Source organism: Catenulispora sp. MAP12-49 (genome assembly GCF_041262705.1).
Lineage (GTDB): Bacteria > Actinomycetota > Actinomycetes > Streptomycetales > Catenulisporaceae > Catenulispora.
Genome location: NZ_JBGCCP010000086.1, coordinates 1 through 1,712 on the forward strand (window position 1 = coordinate 1; position 1,712 = coordinate 1,712).

1 protein-coding gene is annotated in these 1,712 nt (G+C 66.9%); it reads left to right on the top strand.

The window, feature by feature from the left end:
• Positions 1–274: 274 nt before the first annotated feature.
• The gene (locus ABIA35_RS49365) at positions 275–1,603 is read left to right on the top strand and encodes an IS110 family transposase (RefSeq protein WP_370362643.1); all 1,329 of its coding nucleotides are present in this window, start codon (positions 275–277) and stop codon (positions 1,601–1,603) included.
• Positions 1,604–1,712: the final 109 nt, after the last annotated feature.

Genomic DNA, 1,712 nt, shown 5'->3' on the forward strand with positions numbered 1-1,712 from the left:
AGCAGCGCGGCCCCCCACTCCCCGGAGCGAGTGGGGATGGCGCGTTGCCGCGCCGTTGGGTCGGCGCGAAAATGTGCCTGCACGGTGCTGCCCGCATCGAGCCCGTGTGGCCTTGGGTGATGAACCCGGGAGCGAGTCTGGTGCGGGCCGCGTATAAGGGCTGGATCTTGTTGCTTCGAGCACGCCGGCCAGGCTTTTGGCTTGCCCGACGCGGCCAGCGGGCAGCACCGTGCGTGGTGTGGCTGGGGAGCCTTTGCTCGGGAGGGAGATCCCGATGGGAGAGTATGCCGATGTGGTGGAGTTGCAGGCATCGGCCGAATACGCCGAGCGTGTCGCGGCCATCGACATCGCCAAGGCCAGCGCCATGGTGTGCACCCGGCTGCCTGGTGAGGCCAACCCTGCCCGGCGGATGCAGCGCACGTTCGCGGTGAAAGCCACCACCGCCGCGATCGCCGAGCTGGGCGATCACCTGGTCTGCCAAAGCATCGAGTTGGTGGTGATGGAGGCCACCGGCGACTACTGGAGACCGTTCTTCTACCAGCTGGAGGCACGGGGCCTGCGCTGCTGGCTGGTGAACCCCCGCGAGGTGAAGAACGTGCCCTCCCGGCCCAAAACCGACAGACTCGATGCCATCTGGCTGGCCAAACTCGCCGAACGCGGCATGCTGCACCCCTCATTCGTCCCGCCCAAACCAGTGCGGCAACTACGGGCCCTGACCCGCACCCGCGCCAACCTGGTCGCCGACCGCACCCGATACCGCAACCAGATCGAGTCGGTCTTGGAAGACGCCTGCCTGAAAATCGCCGACAAGAAAGACGGCGCCTCAGACCTGTTCGGCGTCTCCGGACGAGCCATGCTCGACGCCCTATGTGCCGGCGAACGCAACCCCAAAACCCTGGCCCAACTGGCCCGCGGCCGAATGCGCCGCAAAATCGCCACCCTGGAGCAGGCCCTGACCGGCCACTTCGAACAACACCACGCCGAACTGATCACCACCCTGCTACGGCTGCACGACCACCTCACCACCGAAATCGACACCCTCACCACCAGAATCGAAGCCGCGATCGCCGACCTGGACCCCACCCCACCCCCCGACGACGACCACCCCGGCCGCATGCCACTGCTGGACCGACTCGATGAGATCCCCGGCGTCTCCCGCGAAATCGCCGCCGCCATCGTGGCCGAGACCGGCTTCGACATGACCATCTTCCCCACCCCCGGCCACCTGGCCTCATGGGCCACACTCACCCCCCACACCAAACAATCCGGCGCCAAACACACCCACGGACCCACCGGCAAAGGCAACGGCTGGATCAAAGCCCCCCTGTCCCAAGCCGCCATCGGCGCCTCCCGCACCAAAACCTTCCTCGGCGCCCGCTACCGCCGCATCGCCAAACACGCCCCACCCAAAAAAGCCGTCGTCGCCGTCGCCCGCAGCATCCTGGAAATCACCTGGCACTTGATCGACAACCCCAACACCCACTTCCACGACCTCGGACCCGACTGGCACCAACAACACACCAACCAAGCCCGCAAAACCCGCCAAGCCATCCGCGAACTCGAACACCTCGGCTACACCGTCACCCTCACCCCCGCCGCCTAACACCCACAACACCGCAAAACCACCCCGACAGCCGGGGCGCTTCAACCTGCCCGCGCGAACCCTTATTTTCCGGCCAGGCCGCTCGCCGCGCAGGCGCCGCCGGAGGCGC

What these genes read in the sequence shown, in the direction of transcription:
- ABIA35_RS49365 (WP_370362643.1), top strand. Translation starts at nt 275, where the DNA reads ATGGGAGAGTATGCCGATGTGGTGGAGTTGCAGGCATCGGCCGAATAC.